Raw genomic sequence first — 16816 nt, forward strand, 5'->3', positions numbered from 1 at the left:
CGTGCGGGGGTCTGTGGGGGCGGGGCGGCGGTGGGGTGTGGTTTGGTTGTGTAGCGTGTGGCGTCCGGTGGCCGGGGGCGTGCGCGCGGCGGCGTGACGCGGGCGGCAGGCGCCCGCACGGGCGCCGGGCGTCGGAGGCGGTGGTGCGCGAGCGGCCGGGGCGGGGGCGGTCGCGCGAGGGGCGCGGCCGCGGCGTTGGGGCCGGCTGACGCTGGCGCTGTCACCGGCGACGCTGCCGAAGATGGGATCGGTCTATGACCTGGCGCTGGCGACAGCGGTGCTCGCGGCCGAAGGCAAGAAGGGATGGCCGAAGTTGGAGAAGGCGGTCCTGCTGGGGGAGTTGGCGCTCGACGGTCGCGTGCGGCCGGTCAAAGGGGTGCTGCCTGCCGTGCTGGCGGCGCAGCGTCACGGCTGGCCGACGGTGGTGGTGCCGGTGGAGAACCTCGCGGAGGCCAGCCTGATCGACGGTGTCGACGTGTGGGGTGTGAGCACGCTGGGCCAGCTGCACGCGTGGCTGGCCGGCAAAGGTGATTTGCACGCCCGCATCGACCACCCCGATCAAGCGCCGGAAGTGTCGATCGACCTGGCCGACGTCGTCGGGCAACCGCAGGCGCGCCGGGCCGTCGAGGTGGCCGCGGCGGGTGGCCACAACCTGGTGATGACGGGTCCGCCCGGGGTGGGCAAGACCATGCTCGCGCAGCGGCTGCCCGGGCTGTTGCCGCCGCTGTCGCAGCCCGAGGCTCTGGAAGTCACCGCGATCCACTCGGTCGCCGGGCTGCTGACCGGAGAGGCTCCGTTGATCACGCGACCACCGTTCGTCGCGCCGCACCACACCTCCAGCGTGGCCGCGCTCGTCGGCGGCGGCTCGGGAATGGCGCGGCCAGGTGCTGTCAGCCGGGCCCACCGCGGCGTCCTGTTCCTCGACGAATTCGCCGAGATCAACAGCTCCGCGCTCGAAGCGTTGCGAACACCGTTGGAAGACGGCGTGATTCGGTTGGCTCGCCGCGAGGGCGTGGCGAGCTATCCGTGTCGGTTCCAGCTCGTGCTGGCCGCCAACCTGTGCCCCTGCGCACCGCCCGATCCCCGCGACTGCGTGTGCGCGTCGGCCGACCGGCGTCGCTACCGCAGCAGGCTGTCGGGTCCGCTGCTGGACCGCGTGGATCTGCGGGTCGAGATGCATGCGTCGCGGGCTGGGACGTTCGCCGACGACGCCGGCGAGTCGACGTCGGCGGTGCGGGAGCGGGTGTGGGCGGCCCGGGCGGCGGCGCAAGAGCGGTGGCGCCCACACGGGGTCAGTACCAACGCCGACGTGAGCGGCTCTCTGCTGCGCCGGAAGTTCCGCTTGGGCGCCGATGCGATGAAGCCGGTCAAGACCGCAGTCGACCGCGGGTTGCTGAGCATTCGGGGCATGGATCGCACGCTGAGAGTTGCGTGGACTCTGTGTGATCTGGCGGGTGGGGTGTCGCCGACGCGGGAGCACGTGGTGTCGGCGTTGTCGTACCGGCAGGTGGGGGAGCGGTCATGACCGAGGAGGAGAGACGGGCCTGGGCGTATCTGTCTCGGGTGGCCGAGGCGCCGAATCCGCGGGTCGCTGTTCTGGTGGAGACGGTGGGGGTGCTGGAGGCTGCTGAGCGGGTGCGCCGCCGGGACCTGCCGGATGCGAAGTTGCTGTCGGCCACCGAGGCTCGGCACGGTATCGACTGTGCACGTGAAGATTTGGAGGTGCTGGATCGGCTCGGCGGGCGGTTGGTGACTTTTCTCGACGAGGAATGGCCGGGCACGGCGTTCGGCAGCTTCGACGGGGTGGACAAGGCCAAGAGGCCGCAGGGGTATGCGCCGCTGGCACTGTGGGTGGTGGGCCCGTCGTCATTGGTCGATGTTGCTGCGCGGGCGGCGGCGTTGGTCGGTACCCGGGCGGCGAGCGATTACGGCGAATTCGCGGCCGCGGATCTGGCGGCGGGTCTGGTGGAGCGGGATGTGGCTGTGGTGTCGGGTGGGGCGTACGGCATCGACGGTGCCGCGCATCGGGCAGCGCTGTCGTGCGACGGGGTGACGGTGGCGGTGGTGGCCTCCGGTGTCGATGTGCCGTATCCGTCCGGGCATTCGGCGCTGTTGCATCGGGTGGCCCGTCATGGGGTGGTGGTCAGTGAGTATCCGCCGGGTAGTCGCCCCTGCCGGCGTCACTTTCTGGCGCGCAACCGGTTGATCGCTGCGCTGTCGGGGGCGACCGTGGTGGTCGAGGCGGGGATTCGCAGTGGTGCGGCGAACACGGCGGCGTGGGCGAAAGCGTTGGGTCGCAATGTGTGTGCGGTTCCCGGACCGATCACGTCGGCGGCGTCGGTGGGGTGCCACGAGCTGCTCAAGAACGACAAAGGGGCACATCTCGTCACCCGGGCCGACGAGATCGTCGAGTTGGTGGGCAATTACGGGGAGCTTGCCGCCGAGCCGCCGCGGCCGCGCAGCGAGGTGGACGGGTTGAGTCCGGAGGAGCTCACCGTGTACGAGGCGCTGCCTGGTCGCGGATCGCGGTCGGTGGATCAGATCGCGGTTGCGGCCGGAATGCCCGAGACCGACGTCATCGGACAGCTCACCATGCTCGACATTCGCGGATTGGTCACGCAGCAGGATGGTGAGTGGAAGCTGCTGCGACGTAACTCTTCTGGTTGCTGATGAGCGCCAATGCCACGCAGATCACCGGTAACCCGTGCGGATCGAGGGCGAGGCTTTACGTCGACCGTCCGCGATGAGTCTCGTCATGGTGGCCTGGATGGCGGCGACTCGGTCGGAGTCGATACCCCAGGGGTCGTCAACACCCACGACGTGGTCGAGGTCCCACAGCACGCAATGCTCGTCAGGCATGGCAACCAGTGACCATGCGACCACGGTTCGTCCGAGCTGATCCTCGATGGCATCGTTGGCTCCCGGCATGTCGGCGGGTGCTGCGCCATCGGGATGGTGGTGGAGATACCGACCGTAGGCGTTGGCGCAGAATGCGGAATACCTAGTTGTGCAAAGGATGAAGCCGTGCCACGCTTCGTCGACCGCCCGCGAAGGCATACCGATCACCTGGCTGTCCCGAAGCGCGGGTGCGCAGCAACGGAGCCACTGCCGCAGACCGGTATCGATGAGTGCAGCGGCTGCCACGGGCATGTCTTGAAGACGGCCGGGGGGAGCTCTACGCTCGCCGCCGCAGCACGTGCTCTTTCGATCCAATCTGCGTGCCTGCGCCGCACGATGTCACTCTATGCGGCGTGACGGAAGCGGCGTAGCCTGATCGGATGATGGCCGCGATCGTGGTGGTCGGAGTTGTACTGGCGACAATCGTCGGGATTGCCGCATTCATTCGGGTGCGCCGCCGATCGGCCGGGGACCCGTGGGACGACTGTGGTCAAAGCCTCCGCGACCTCAAAGCGTTGCAGGCGTCGAGGAAGGCCCGTGGCTCGAGGTATTGGGCCGCAGGAACAGCGGGCGCGACCGGTTTCTGGGGCGTCGGGGCCAACGGCGGCGGAGGAAATTTCGGCGGCGGAGATCCCGGCAGCGGAGACTTCGGCTGCGGAGGCGGAAGTGGTTGCGGCGGAGGCGGTTGCGGCGGCGGTTGATCCACCCGCCTTCGATCTCAGATCAGCGTTTGACGCAGACGCATTGTCAGCCGGAACAACTGTGGCCCGGTGATTTCGCGTCATCTGCATCAGGGAAAGCGAGCCTTTCCCCGCCTCACCAGCGTGCGATCCGATAGGCACATTCGGCAGTTCTCCTGACGAGGTCCGACGTTTTAGAGACCATGGGGGTAATGCGGCCGACGGCGGCCACGACGTTGGGATCGGTAGCGCCATGCCGATCCGAACATGGACGACATCGGTGCCACAGCGTGGCAGGGCAGAAGAGGACCACTGATGACACGAACATTCACAGCGGTGGCGTCGGCCGCGGTGCTCTCCGGCGGGTTCGGCCTGGCAGCACTCGGCTTCGCAGTGGCGCTGAGCGCTCCTGCGGCACAGGCCGATTCCACCTGCTCACCCGGAGAAGCCACGACGCCGGAATGCGCACCACCCGAGGGTATGCCTGCCTGCAACGGTTTGGGTCAGTGCGGTCAGATCTGGTGCCCCGCATCCGGCATGACCCCCGTGGCGGGGTGGGATCTGTCGCGGTGCCACACGTTCTACTTCGACCCCAACTCGCCGGACACCAAGCCCGTGATGATCTCGGGCAATCCTCCGGGGCCGCCACCACCTCCTCCGCCGCCGTGCATTCCGCTGATCAACTGCCTGCCCGGCTTGTGACGCACCCCTGACGTCGCGACGCGGCAGTAAAATTCTGCGGTGAACGACGCCCAGGAGCAGTTCGCCGCCGAGGTACTCGAGGTCGTCGACCACATCCCCGCCGGCCGCGTGATGACCTACGGCGACATCGCCGAATACCTGCAGCGGGGCGGACCGCGAGGCGTAGGCGGCGTAATGGCCCGCGACGGGGCGGCGGTCACCTGGTGGCGAGTCGTTCGCGCCAACGGGACGCTGCCGACGCATTTGATGATCGAAGCGCAGACGAAATGGCACCACGAGGGGACTCCGCTGCGGCGGGGGATCGTGGACGTCGCCGCGGCGCGGTGGTGGCCGGATGCGACGACGCGGGGTGAGACTCCTCCACCGAGTTGACCCAGGTCGACACGGTGGGCTACCCCGCCAGCAGGGAGGATCCTCCTGCACGCAGCGTCGACTTGTGGCGGTGAGTTTCGTGCCGTCTGGAAGTCGGAACCGTCATGTCCGACCAACCCGCACCCGTCACCGAAGTCCCCACCGATCACTCGCAGATCCCTGCGCGTCCTGAGGATTCGTCGGTGCCGGCCGGCGCGCTACTTTTGGAGCTAGTGCCGATACCGGTGTCTGACGTCGACCGCGCACTGAGTTTCTACCGCGATCGTCTCGGCTTCAGGCTCGACGTCGACGTGACTCCGGCTCCGGGCGTCCGGTTCGTTCAGCTCACCCCGCCCGGGTCTGCATGTTCCATCATGCTTTCCGTCGGCGTCGCCCCGGCAGACTCGCCCGCGGGCACGATCCGGGGATTGCACCTCGTGACCCGCGATATCGTCGCGGCGCGCGCCGAACTAGTCGAGCGGGGAGTCCCGGCGGGAGAGATCGAGGACGTCGGAGGTGGCGTTCTCTACTCCCACTTCGCAGACCCCGACGGCAACACCTGGTGCCTGCAGCACATGCCGTGGCGGTGAGCGCGAACTAAGGGAGCGGATCGCCGAGATCGGCGACGGTGAACTGGCGGCGGGTAGTCGACCTGATCATCACGACGGTGCTGCGGCACCGCTGCGCCGTTATGGAGCTGCTGGCGGGAGGAGCACCCCTGCCCGCCGCGTAACGCTCGTATAGTCGGTTCTCGGAGACGGGAGCGCCCACAGCGCGCGGAACGGAAGGCGGTCAGGTGGCAGGACGTCCGGTACACACCTTCGAAGTCGTGCGGACCGAGCAGCTCAGCCCGCACGTAGTGCGAGTCGTACTCGGCGGCAAGGGTTTCGACACATTCTCGCCGAACGACTACACCGACGCCTACGTCAAGCTCGTGTTCGTCGACGACGATGTGGACGCCGAAGCGCTCGAGCAACCCCTGACACTGGACAGCTTCTCGGCGCTGCCGCCCGCGCAGCGGCCGACGGTCCGCACGTACACCGTGCGCCGCGCCGACGCTGAGAAGCGCGAGATCACCATCGACTTCGTCGTCCACGGCGAGCACGGCGTCGCGGGACCCTGGGCGGCATCGGCCCGACCCGGCCAACGGCTGTTCGTGATGGGACCCAGTGGCGCTTACGCTCCGGACCCGGCCGCCGACTGGTACCTGTTCGCCGGCGACGAGGCCGGGCTGCCGGCAATCGCCGCGGCGCTGGAAGCGTTGCCCGACAACGCGATTGGCCAGGCGGTCATCGAGGTGGCGGGCCCTGAGGACATGATCGAACTCACTGCGCCCGAGAGCGTGGACATCCGATGGGTGTTCCGCGGCGGGCGGGCCGACCTCGTGCTCGAGGACCAGGCCGGCGATCACGCTCCACTGATCACCGCCGTCAAGGAAGCGCCGTGGCTACCCGGACAGGTGCAGGTGTTCATCCACGGCGAGGCGCAGGCCGTCATGCACAACCTCCGGCCCTACATCCGCAAGGAACGTGGCATCGACGCCAAGTGGGCGTCGTCGATCTCGGGATACTGGCGCCGCGGCCGCACCGAGGAGACCTTCCGCGAGTGGAAGCGCGAGCTGGCCGCCTCAGAAGCTGGGTAGCCGAGGTGGCGGCCGGGTGACCGGTTGGCCAAACACCGCTACCGGCCCGGACGCCGATGGCAGGGTGGGGCCATGACTTTCGGTAACTACCAGTACGAGATCTATCTGCAGGGCCTCTCGGGCGTGCAGCCCACCCTGCCCATGGACTACGCCGGCTGGGAAGCCAAAGCCGAAGTCGCCATGCCGCCGTCGATCTGGTCCTACGTCGCCGGCGGTGCCGGTGACGAGAACACCCAGCGGGCCAACCGCACCGCCTTCGACCGCTGGGGTCTGATGCCGCGCATGCTCGTCGGTGCGACGGAGCGCGACCTCTCGGTCGACCTGTTCGGGCTGAGCCTGCCCTCGCCGCTGTTCATGGCGCCCGTCGGCGTCATCGGCATCTGCGCCCAAGACGGGCACGGCGATCTCGCCGCCGCCCGCGCCGCGGCGCGAACCGGCGTACCGATGGCGGTGTCCACCCTGACCGAGGACCCCCTCGAAGACGTCGCCGCCGAGTTCGGCGACACCCCCGGGTTCTTTCAGCTCTACACCCCGACCGACCGGGACCTGGCCGCCAGCCTGGTCCAGCGTGCAGAGAAGGCCGGATACAAGGCGATCATCGTCACCCTCGACACCTGGATTCCCGGGTGGCGGCCGCGTGACCTGTCGACGTCGAACTTCCCGCAACTGCGTGGCCGCTGCCTGGCCAACTACATGAGCGACCCGGTGTTCCGCGCCGGCCTGGCCCAGCCGCCCGAGGAGAACATGCAGGCCGCGGTGCTCAAGTGGGTCGGGTTGTTCGGTAACCCGCTGACCTGGGACGACCTGCCCTGGCTGCGCTCGCTGACCGATCTTCCGCTGGTGCTCAAGGGGATCTGTCACCCCGACGACGTGCGCCGAGCCAAGGACGGCGGCGTGGACGGCATCTACTGCTCGACCCACGGCGGCCGCCAGGCCAACGGCGGGCTGCCCGCCATCGATTGCCTGCCCGACGTCGTGGCCGCCGCCGATGGCCTGCCGGTGCTGTTCGATTCGGGCATCCGCAGCGGCACCGACATCGTCAAGGCGCTCGCGCTGGGCGCCACCGCGGTCGGGGTCGGGCGGCCCTATGCCTACGGGCTGGCCATCGGTGGAGAGGAGGGCTTGGTGCACGTTCTGCGTTCGCTGCTGGCCGAGACCGACCTGACGATGGCCGTCGACGGTTATCCGACACGGGCTGATCTCACTCCGGACACATTGCGGCGCGTCCTGTAGAGCCAGAACCCCTTCGATGTCACCGTGACGTGCGTGGAGGCGATTCTCGAGGAGTTCGACACCTACCTCGCGCTGGAACGTGGCCGCTCCGAGCACACCCGGCGCGCCTACCTGGGTGATCTGCGCTCACTGTTCGACTTCCTTTCCCGGCGTCACTCCGACGCGGGTCTGCGCGGGCTGACCCTGCCGGTGCTGCGCTCGTGGTTGGCCGCGCAGGCGTCGGCGGGGGCAGCGCGGACCACGCTGGCGCGGCGCGCATCGGCGGTCAAGACGTTCACGGCGTGGGCCGCCCGCCGCGGCCTGCTCGACGAGGACCCCTCGGTGCGGTTGCAGGCGCCCAAGGCACGTCGCACGCTGCCGTCGGTGCTGCGTCAGGACCAGGCCGTCGACGCGATGGACGCCGCCAGCTCCGGCGCCGAGCAGGGTGATCCCGTCGCCCTGCGTGACCGGTTGATTGTCGAGATGCTCTACGCCACCGGTATGCGAGTCAGCGAGCTGTGTGGGCTCGACATCGACGACATCGACACCTCCCGGCGGGTGCTGCGGGTCCTCGGCAAGGGCAACAAGCAGCGCACCGTCCCCTACGGACGTCCGGCGCACACGGCGCTGATGTCCTGGCTGACCGACGGGCGGCCGGCGTTGGCGACGTCGGCCTCGGGCCCGGCATTGCTGCTCGGGGCCCGCGGCGGTCGCCTCGACCCCCGGCAGGCGCGCACCGTCGTCCACCAGACGGTGGCCGCCGTCAGCGGCGCCCCCGACATCGGCCCGCACGGGCTGCGGCACAGCGCGGCCACCCACCTTCTCGAAGGCGGCGCTGACCTGCGCGTCGTGCAGGAACTCCTCGGTCACTCCACGCTGGCCACCACGCAGCTCTACACCCACGTCACCGTCGCCCGGCTGCGCGCGGTACACGACCAGGCACATCCCCGGGCGTGACGCTCAGCGCAGCGGTTTGAGCCGGATCGGCGTCGTCACCACCAACGCCACCGGGTCCACGTAGTCAGCGCGCGCCGCCGGGCCCCACATGGCGCCCCAGTGCAGGCAGGCCGGCGCCGCGCATCCCGCGTGCCCCGGCTGGAGCGCACCGATCACGGACCCGGCGCTGACCAGCTGCCCCGCCCGCACCGCGGCCTGCACCGGCTCGTAGCTGGTGCGCAGCCCACCCGGATGCGCGATCGAGACCACCGGCCGGCCGGCGAGTTCCCCGGCGAACACCACCGTGCCGGCCGCCGCAGCCTGGACGGCCTGGCCCACGGAGCCGGCGAGATCGACACCGCGGTGTCCGCGCTGCCAGTTCCGCTCCGGAGCATCGAACGCCCGAACCACCGCCGGGCGCGGCCGCAACGGCCATTCCAGCCGGGTACCGTCGGCCGCTGCGGGTACCTGGGCAGACGCGCCCACAACCACGGCGCAGAGAAGTAGTAGTACGGCCAGGATGCGCATCGCAGCCAGTGCACCGCGACGCGGTGAACCGTTCCAGGCCCACTTCGGCGGCTGGGGATGGCTGCTCGGCGTCCTGATTAGCGTGGTCAAACCACCTCGGCCGGGCGTGTAAACTTCTCACCGCAGCTCGCTTGCGCGGGCTGACTTCGCGCGTCTGCACGAGCCCCTCGCGGTTCGTCACCTGTATGCCGGGCGGTCCCGATTTCCTCGGGTCCGGCATCGAAGCAGTCGCCAGGGTCCGGCTCACCCGATGCCGGACGACAACCGACAACTGAAGGTACGGAACAACCATGGCTGTTGTGACCATGAAGCAGCTGCTCGACAGCGGCACCCACTTCGGGCATCAGACCCGACGCTGGAACCCCAAGATGAAGCGGTTCATCTTCACCGACCGCAACGGCATCTACATCATCGATCTGCAGCAGACGCTGACCTACATCGACTCGGCCTACGAGTTCGTCAAGGAGACCGTCGCCCACGGCGGATCGATCATGTTCGTCGGCACCAAGAAGCAGGCGCAGGAATCCATCGCCGAAGAGGCGACCCGCGTCGGCATGCCGTACGTCAACCAGCGCTGGTTGGGCGGCATGCTCACCAACTTCTCCACCGTGCACAAGCGCCTTCAGCGGATGAAGGAGCTCGAGGCCATGGAGCAGACCGGTGGCTTCGAGGGTCGCACCAAGAAGGAAATCTTGATGCTGACCCGCGAGAAGAACAAGCTCGAGCGTTCGCTCGGCGGTATCCGCGACATGCAGAAGGTGCCGTCGGCGATCTGGGTCGTCGACACCAACAAGGAGCACCTCGCCGTCGCGGAGGCGCGCAAGCTCAACATCCCGATCATCGCGATCCTGGACACCAACTGCGATCCCGACGTCGTGGACTACCCGATCCCGGGTAACGACGACGCCATCCGCTCCGCCGCCCTGCTCACCAAGGTCGTTGCGGCCGCGGTGGCCGAGGGGCTGCAGGCCCGCTCGGGTGCCGGCAAGACCGAGGCCGGCCAGGACGGCGCGGCTGCCGAGCCGCTCGCCGAGTGGGAGCAGGAGCTGCTCGCCGGCGCCACCGCCTCGCCGACCGCTGCCGGTGCCGCGCCCGGGACGCCCGAGGCCGACATCCAGACCGAACCCACCCCCGCACAGAATCCCTAGGAACACATCTATGGCTAACTACACCGCTGCCGACGTCAAGCGCCTGCGGGAGCTGACCGGCGCCGGAATGATGGACAGCAAGAACGCGCTCGTCGACGCCGAAGGTGACTTCGACAAGGCCGTGGAGCTGCTGCGCATCAAGGGCGCCAAGGACGTCGGCAAGCGTGCCGAGCGTGCGACCGCCGAAGGTCTGGTGGCCGCCAAGGACGGTGCGCTGATCGAGCTCAACTCCGAGACCGACTTCGTCGCCAAGAACGCCGAGTTCCAGGCCGCGGCCGATCAGATCGTGGCCGCCGCCGCCGCGGCCAAGGCGACCGACGTGGATGCGCTCAAGGCCGCTCAGGCCGGTGACACCACGGTCGAGCAGGTCATCGCCGATCTGTCGGCGAAGATCGGCGAGAAGCTCGAACTGCGTCGCGTCGCGTACTTCGACGGTCAGGTGGAGACCTACCTGCACAAGCGCGCGGCCGACCTCCCGCCGGCCGTCGGTGTGCTGGTCGAGTACACCGGTGACGACAAGTCTGCTGCGCACGCGGTCGCACTCCAGATCGCCGCGCTGAAGGCGAAGTACCTCACCCGCGAGGACGTGCCCGAGGACATCGTCGCCAACGAGCGTCGTATCGCCGAGGAGACGGCCCGCAACGAGAACAAGCCGGAGCAGGCGCTGCCCAAGATCGTCGAAGGTCGCGTCACCGGGTTCTACAAGGACGTCGTGCTGCTCGACCAGCCGTCGGTGTCCGACAACAAGAAGACCGTCAAGGCTCTGCTCGATGAGGCCGGCGTGACCGTGACGCGGTTCGTCCGGTTCGAGGTCGGTCAGGCCTGACCCAGCACGACCCCAGCGCCACCACACGGCCCCCGGAACACTGTGTTCCGGGGGTCGCGTGCGTTGTGGGCGAGTTCCGGCGACGTCACAGCACGAGAACCGAAGCGACGACGGCAACCGCTCGCACCCCGCCGGATGTTTGCCACGATCGCAAAAATCAGTCAAGAAGTTGCGTTGGCGACAATAACGCGGTGCTCCACCCGTTGCCGGTAGCTGTGAGTCCGGACTTCGCTGCTTTGCCGCCGCCGCCGGCCGCCGTGGCGCAGCAAATTCTCCGATGGCATTGGCGAGGTTGTCTATACGCTGACGTTGACGCCAAATGCCGCGGTGGAACCGGTAAGAGAGTTAATCTCTACTCGTGGAGCACGGCGCAATCGGGGGAGGTCAGCGATGACCGGTGTGATGGATGCTCCACCAACGGCAAAGGCTGATGCCGGACTCCGCCAGTTGGAGCTGCCGATGCTGACCGAAGTGGTACCGGCTCGACGCCGCAAAGCATGGTCGCCTCTGATCGCCATGGCGATCGATCTGGCCACGGGGTCGGCGGCAGTCGCGATCGGCATGACGGTAGCCAACTACAGCCACAACCAGTTGCCGCCGTGGCAGATGATGTGCTTCTTCGCGCCGACGGTTGTGGCGCTGTTCGCCATCCGCGGCCTCTACAAGCGGTCACTTAACCGCTCGTTCCTCGACGAGTTGCCGAAGATCGAATCCCTCACCGCCGTTGCGGCGATGCTGCTGTTGAGCGGCCTGGTTCTCAACCCGACCATCGACGGCTCGCGCAGTAAGGCAGTCGCCCAGGTGTGGGTGTGCGCGGCGGTGCTGATCCCGCTGGGTCGCCTCGTCTGGTACGCCGTCCGGACGCGTATGTTCCACCGCGACAAGATGATCGCGCCGACACTCATCGTCGGCAACGGCAGGATCGCCGCCAAGGTGGTCGAGCGCCTCGAGGTCAGCCCCAACTACGGGCTGCGGCCCATCGGGCTGATCGACGACGATCTGCCCTCGATGGGGCTGGATCGCGACAAGCCGTCGACCATCCCGTATCTGGGCAAGCTGGACAACCTCGAGCAGGCCATCAACGCCACCCACGCGCAATGCTTGATCGTCGCGTTCTCCCGCACCCGCGACGAAGCCATGACCGCGGCCGTCAAGGTCGCCCACCGGCACGGGATGGCCGTGTGGATCGTGCCGCGCATCTTCGACACCATCGGCGTGCACGCCACCATCGACCACATCGGTGGCCTGCCACTGATCTCGGTACCGAGCACGGACCCGCGCGGCTGGCAGTTCGCGGTGAAGCACTTCTCGGATCGACTGTTCGCCTGCATCGGACTGGCGCTGATCTCGCCTCTGTTCCTGTCCCTGATGCTGGCGGTCCGCCTGAGCTCACCGGGACCCATTTTCTTCGGCCAGGCCCGGGTGGGTCGCGACGGCCGCGTGTTCGACTGCCTCAAGTTCCGTTCCATGCGACCGCCGAGTGTCACCGATGCGTCCTTCGAGCGGCGCTCAGACAGCGCGCCGGGCGGGGTCGAGGGGGAGGACCGCCGCACGGGGATCGGAAAGATCATGCGGGCCACCTCACTCGATGAGTTGCCACAGCTGATCAATGTGATCAGGGGTGAGATGAGCCTGGTCGGTCCACGCCCCGAGCGGCCGGAGTACGTCGACCTGTTCAACGCCCAGATCGCACGCTATGGCGACCGGCACCGGGTCAAGGCGGGCATGACCGGGTGGGCCCAGGTGCACGGCTTGCGCGGCCAGACCTCGATCGCCGACCGCGCCGAGTGGGACAACTTCTACATCGAGAACTGGTCGTTGTGGCTGGACTGGAGAATCCTGGCGATGACCGTGGGGGCGGTGCTGCAGCGCGCTGAATGAGGACGATGTGACCGTCCGAGCGGCGCCGGTACGCTCTGGTACCGTCGCGCCATGACCCGCATCGACGCCTTCACCGACGACGCCCTCGGCACGCTGGACGCGGTGGGCGCCGTGGCTGCCCTACGTGCGGGCACGGTCTCGGCGGCCGAACTCGTCGACGCGGCCATCGCGCGCACCGAGGCGGTCAACCCTGCGCTCAACGGCCTGGCCCATGAGGCGTTCGACCGGGCGCGCACGCGCGCGCGGCTCGCCTACCCCTACGGCGGTCATTTCGACGGCGTGCCCACGTTCATCAAGGACAACGTCGCCGTCGCCGGCATGCCCACCCGGGAGGGGACGGACGCCTGGCAGGCGCGCATTGAAGCGAACAACGGCGATTTTGCGCGACCGTACCTGGCCACCGGGCTGATCCCGATCGGCAAGACGCAGCTCTCGGAATTCGGCTTCAGCGCGTCGGCGGAGCATCCGCGGCTGGGAGCGGTGCGCAACCCCTGGCATACCGACCACACCGCGGGTGCGTCGTCGTCGGGTTCCGGCGCGTTCGTCGCCGCCGGTGTCGTCCCGATCGCCCACGCCAACGACGGCGGCGGCTCGATCCGCATCCCAGCCGCCTGCAACGGTCTGGTCGGCCTCAAACCCTCGCGGGGTCGGTTACCACTGGATCGCAACGTGCGTCAGATGCCGTTGCAGATCGTGCACAACGGGGTGCTCACCCGTTCGGTGCGCGACACCGCAGCCTTCTACCGCGAGATGGAGCGCACCGTCGCCCACCCGAAGCTGCCCCGCATCGGCGACATCCGGGGCCCGGGCGCCGCCCGCCTGCACATCGCGGTGTGCACGCAGTCGATCGCACGGGACTCCGCACCGGAGATCGCCGACCTCACGCTGCAGACTGCCGCGCTGCTCGAAGAGCTCGGTCATCGAGTCACCTTGGTGGACAACCCGATACCGCGACGGTTCATCGACGACTTCCTTCTGTACTGGTCGTTCCTCGCGTTCGCGCTGGTGCGCGGCGGCCGCCGCACGTTCGGTGAGACATTCGACCGCACCCGGCTGGACAGCCTCACCCTCGGGCTCGAACGGCACGCCGCGCGCAACCTCGTGCGTCTGCCCGCCGCACTGGTCAGGCTCGCCCGCACCCGTCGGATCACGGAGCGACTGCACTCCACCTACGACCTGCTGCTGACCCCCACCCTGGCCGACGTCACTCCGCGCATCGGACATCTGGATCCGACGGCTGACTATCAGCAGGTGATCGAGCGGCTCATCGACTGGGTCGCGTTCACGCCGCTGCAGAACGTGACCGGCGAGCCGGCGATGTCGTTGCCGCTGGCGCGCTCGGCGTCGGGGCTGCCGATCGGCATGATGTTCTCCGCACCTCTCGGTCGGGACGCGCGGCTGCTCGAGCTCGCCTACGAACTCGAGGCCGCGCGACCGTGGCCGACCATCTCTGGTTGACGGTTCGGCAACGAAATCCGTTGCGTCCGGTACACCCTGCCGTAACCGGGCCGCTGGCGTATTAACACCGACGACACCACCGGTGGCGCTGAGCGTTACGTACGGCTCCCACCATCTTGTCTCGTGGAGACCAGTCAGGTCGGCGAATCGTCGGCGGTGATGCGCTCCGAACGGCTGCCCGTCGGCTCGCAGAACACCGTGATGTGCCTCATCCGGTTCGCGCTGGCCAACATCCGGCGCCGGCCCGAACGCTTCATCCTGTCAGTGCTCGGGATCGCGCTGGCGATCGCGTGCGTCACGGTGGTGCGTACCGTGTCGGCGAGTTTCGCTATCACAGGCCAAGATTCGGTCACCGATGTGCTCGACGGCGGCGCCCTGTGGGTGGTGCCTGCGGCCGGTGTGCACTACGACCCCGACGTCGAAGCGCTCGTCGCCGACGGGCCTGCCCCCGACATCGACGTCCCGGTCGGATGGCCGGCCACCCGAACCTTGTCCGGCGTCACGGAGGTGAGCGGCCAACCGGTGTCGCTGCGCGGACGCGACGACATAGCCACCGGGGAGGCGGCGGTGTCGACCGGTGCGGCCGAGCGCCTCGGTCTGGCTGACGGTGACCGGGTCACCATCGGGGGGCAGGCTCTGCAGGCCCGCGTCGGGGGCGTCGGCGAATCCATCGTCGTGCCCACGTCGGTGGCAGAAAGCGTTGTCGGACAGAGTGGTTGGTGGATCGTGTCGGCGCCCGCCGGGTCCGAGAAGCGCCGCGATCTGGCGCAGACGTTCGCCGCGGAGGTGGGGTTGCCCGCCACCCCCGATCCGTCCGTGCGCCCCGATCCCCAGGGCAGGGGAGTCGTCTACGACACTGTCGGCGGTTCTGGTCCGCTGACCTTCGAGCAGAAGTTCTCGGCTCTGTTCTCCGGCAAGGTGACCGGGTCGACTCTCGGTCTCATCTCCACCATCGGCCTCGCGTTGGGTTTCGTCATCGCCGTGTCGTCGTTCCTGGCCTCGGTCACCGAGCGCCGTCGCGAGTTCGGCATCATGTCGAGTATCGGCTTGGCAGACGAAGTGCTGTACTTCTTCCTGGTCGAGTCGGCGATCGTGTTCCTGGCGGCCTACGTTGTGGGTATCACTGCTGCGGGAATCGCTGTGGCTCTGGTCATTCCGGGGATCGCCACGGTGACGGCCTGGCTGCAGGGCATCGCCATGACTGCGATGTTCCTACCCGCCATGGCCATCGTCGGCGCGCTGGTACCGGTACACCGGTTGCTCCAGCACCGGCCGGTCGAGCTCTTGGGTGCGCGATGATCACCAGGGGTCTGGCCTACGGATGGCTCGCCGCCCGCCGGCGCGTGCGGGACATGGTGCTCCCGGCCGTCACCACCGCCACCGGCGCCTTTCTCGTGGTTCTCGTCTTCGGGATGAGCGACGGAATCCGCAGGCAGTCAGCGGTGCTCGGGCACGCCGACGAGATCGGTCACGCGGTGACGCTGATCGCCGTGACCGTGCTGCTGGTCGGCGTCGCCGAGGTGGCGGTCGCGACCACCAGAACGGTCACGCAACGCACCCGGGAACTCGGCGTGCTGGGCGCCAACGGTGTTCCGCGCCCACCGGTCGTCGCCGCGCTCCTCGTCGAACCCGCGATCGCTGCGGTGGTGGGTGCTCTCGCCGGAGCGTCCCTGGCGGCCCTGACAGCCGTGGTCCTGGCGATGGCCGGGCTGGTCGGCACAGGTGTGTCGCTCGCGGGCACGGCGGTCGGTGCCGCGGTGGCGATCGGCGTCAGCATCGTGGCCGCCCTCGTCACCAGCATCGCGCCGACGTGGAAAGCGGCGTCACGCCCTCCGATTCGATCGCTGACCGAAGGAAGCTGACATGACCGCACCCGCGCCCGCCCCCGTCATCGAGATCTCGGATGTCTGGAAGCTGCACAAGCTCGGCGACGAAGTCGTCAAGGCGTTGATGGCGGCCGATCTCACCGTCATGCCGGGCGAGTTCGTGTGCCTGATGGGTCCGAGCGGAAGCGGTAAGTCCACGCTGCTCAACATCATCGGCGGGCTCGACAGGCCGACCAAGGGCACCGTGACCGTGGCCGGCAAAGACACCGCGACCCTGACGGAAAGCCAGTTCGCCGCGCTGCGCCACGACAAGGTCGGCTTCATCTTCCAGAGCTACAACCTGATCCCCTTCCTGTCGGCGGTCGAGAACGTCGAGCTGCCCCTGATGTTCGAGCCGTACGACCGCGACGCGTTGCGCCAGCGGGCCATCGAGCTTCTCGAACTCGTCGGCCTCGGCCACCGAATCCATCATCAACCGACCAAGATGTCTGGCGGCGAACAGCAGCGCACCGCGATCGCCCGGTCGTTGATCAGCAACCCTGCACTCGTACTGGCCGACGAGCCGACCGCGAACCTGGATCACCGCACCGGTGAGACCGTGGTGCGCCTGCTGCGCGAGCTCTGTTCGACGATGGGCGTGACCGTCGTCGCCAGCACCCATGACTCCACGGTGGCCGACGAAGCGAGCCGTGTCGTCCGGATGAAAGACGGACAGATCGTCAACTGAG

15 protein-coding genes and 2 pseudogenes are annotated in these 16816 nt (G+C 68.4%); 15 read left to right on the forward strand and 2 right to left on the reverse strand.

All coding sequences use genetic code 11. From position 1 onward, the window contains the following. Positions 1–202: 202 nt before the first annotated feature. Positions 203–1525, forward strand: a pseudogene (locus DMB80_RS15400) (YifB family Mg chelatase-like AAA ATPase); the annotation flags it as partial. Next, positions 1522–2670, forward strand: coding sequence for a DNA-processing protein DprA (dprA, locus tag DMB80_RS15405; RefSeq protein ID WP_111510654.1), 1149 nt, complete (start codon positions 1522–1524; stop codon positions 2668–2670). The pseudogene DMB80_RS15400 and the gene dprA, both read left to right, overlap by 4 nt. 21 nt (positions 2671–2691) lie before the next feature. On the opposite strand, the pseudogene DMB80_RS15410 reads toward dprA, so the two are convergent. Beyond that, positions 2692–3233, reverse strand: a pseudogene (locus DMB80_RS15410) (glycine-rich domain-containing protein). Between the two features lie 660 nt (positions 3234–3893). Between DMB80_RS15410 and DMB80_RS15420 the strand changes: the two are divergent. The 6 genes from DMB80_RS15420 (at position 3894) to DMB80_RS15445 (ending at position 8442) form a co-directional block, all read left to right on the forward strand. Beyond that, a complete protein-coding gene (locus DMB80_RS15420; protein WP_162938546.1) occupies positions 3894–4280 on the forward strand; it encodes a hypothetical protein in 387 nt (128 codons plus the stop codon). A gap of 39 nt (positions 4281–4319) precedes the next feature. Continuing rightward, positions 4320–4652, forward strand: a complete 333-nt coding sequence (locus DMB80_RS15425; protein WP_111510657.1) for an MGMT family protein — start codon at positions 4320–4322, stop codon at positions 4650–4652. Between the two features lie 104 nt (positions 4653–4756). Then, the gene (locus DMB80_RS15430) at positions 4757–5221 is read left to right on the forward strand and encodes a VOC family protein (protein WP_111510658.1); all 465 of its coding nucleotides are present in this window, start codon (positions 4757–4759) and stop codon (positions 5219–5221) included. 206 nt (positions 5222–5427) lie between these two features. Beyond that, positions 5428–6273, forward strand: coding sequence for a siderophore-interacting protein (locus tag DMB80_RS15435; RefSeq protein ID WP_111510659.1), 846 nt, complete (start codon positions 5428–5430; stop codon positions 6271–6273). 72 nt (positions 6274–6345) lie between these two features. Next, positions 6346–7506, forward strand: a complete 1161-nt coding sequence (locus DMB80_RS15440; RefSeq protein ID WP_111510660.1) for a lactate 2-monooxygenase — start codon at positions 6346–6348, stop codon at positions 7504–7506. A 33-nt stretch (positions 7507–7539) separates the two neighbouring features. Beyond that, positions 7540–8442 carry a tyrosine recombinase XerC gene (locus DMB80_RS15445; protein WP_111510661.1) on the forward strand — a complete coding sequence of 301 codons (903 nt, stop codon included), beginning with the start codon at positions 7540–7542 and terminating at the stop codon, positions 8440–8442. A gap of 3 nt (positions 8443–8445) precedes the next feature. Here the strand turns inward: DMB80_RS15445 and DMB80_RS15450 are convergent, their stop codons facing one another. Beyond that, entirely contained in the window at positions 8446–8949 is a 504-nt protein-coding gene (locus DMB80_RS15450) for a M23 family metallopeptidase (RefSeq protein ID WP_111510662.1), read from the reverse strand. Between the two features lie 290 nt (positions 8950–9239). Between DMB80_RS15450 and rpsB the strand changes: the two genes are divergently transcribed. The 7 genes from rpsB to DMB80_RS15485 all read left to right on the forward strand — a co-directional run bounded on the left by rpsB (position 9240) and on the right by DMB80_RS15485 (position 16815). Further along, positions 9240–10097: a 30S ribosomal protein S2 gene (rpsB, locus tag DMB80_RS15455; protein ID WP_048425327.1), complete on the forward strand. Its 858-nt coding sequence runs from the start codon at positions 9240–9242 to the stop codon at positions 10095–10097. Between the two features lie 10 nt (positions 10098–10107). Further along, complete coding sequence (gene tsf, locus DMB80_RS15460; RefSeq protein WP_046363452.1) at positions 10108–10923, forward strand: translation elongation factor Ts; 816 nt, start codon at positions 10108–10110, stop codon at positions 10921–10923. A 390-nt stretch (positions 10924–11313) separates the two neighbouring features. Beyond that, entirely contained in the window at positions 11314–12804 is a 1491-nt protein-coding gene (locus DMB80_RS15465; RefSeq protein WP_240431213.1) for a sugar transferase, read from the forward strand. A gap of 51 nt (positions 12805–12855) precedes the next feature. Then, positions 12856–14262 (forward strand): amidase, encoded by a 1407-nt coding sequence (locus tag DMB80_RS15470; RefSeq protein ID WP_111510663.1) that lies wholly within the window; start codon positions 12856–12858, stop codon positions 14260–14262. A gap of 123 nt (positions 14263–14385) precedes the next feature. Then, positions 14386–15561: an ABC transporter permease gene (locus tag DMB80_RS15475; RefSeq protein ID WP_240431214.1), complete on the forward strand. Its 1176-nt coding sequence runs from the start codon at positions 14386–14388 to the stop codon at positions 15559–15561. Further along, entirely contained in the window at positions 15558–16124 is a 567-nt protein-coding gene (locus tag DMB80_RS15480) for an FtsX-like permease family protein (RefSeq protein WP_111510664.1), read from the forward strand. Before DMB80_RS15475 ends, DMB80_RS15480 begins: the two co-directional genes overlap by 4 nt. A gap of 1 nt (position 16125) precedes the next feature. Next, entirely contained in the window at positions 16126–16815 is a 690-nt protein-coding gene (locus DMB80_RS15485; RefSeq protein ID WP_111510665.1) for an ABC transporter ATP-binding protein, read from the forward strand. Position 16816: the final 1 nt, after the last annotated feature.

This window comes from Mycobacterium kyogaense, from assembly GCF_003254575.1.
Lineage (GTDB): Bacteria > Actinomycetota > Actinomycetes > Mycobacteriales > Mycobacteriaceae > Mycobacterium > Mycobacterium kyogaense.